Annotated in this window: 1 protein-coding gene; it reads right to left on the reverse strand. The window is 41.9% G+C overall.

The features are described from left to right. The coding region (locus FD47_RS14835; RefSeq protein WP_156404178.1) for an IS30 family transposase at window positions 1-339 on the reverse strand (339 nt) is incomplete at both ends.

Below are 339 nucleotides of genomic sequence, written 5' to 3' on the forward strand. Positions count from 1 at the left end.
ACATTAAAGAATATTTCATAAGGCGTTTTCCATCCGAGACATTTACGGGGACGATTATTCATTTGTTCTGCATATGCTTGTATCCGGCGGTCAGTAATTGAATCAAGGTCAGTTCCTTTTGGCAAATATTCGCGAAGCAAGCCGTTAGTATTTTCGTTAGTTCCTCGTTGCCAAGGAGAGTGAGGATCGGGAAAGTAGAAGGGCGTACCAAACTTATCAGTTAAACATTGAACTTTGGCAAACTCTTTACCCCTATCCGGGGTAATCGTTAACGATCTACCAGGCCATAGCTTCATTAAGTCGCTCAAAGTATCCGTGACTGCTTCTGAAGTTCTTTTA

Source organism: Lentilactobacillus parafarraginis DSM 18390 = JCM 14109, assembly GCF_001435895.1.
Taxonomy (GTDB): Bacteria; Bacillota; Bacilli; order Lactobacillales; family Lactobacillaceae; genus Lentilactobacillus; species Lentilactobacillus parafarraginis.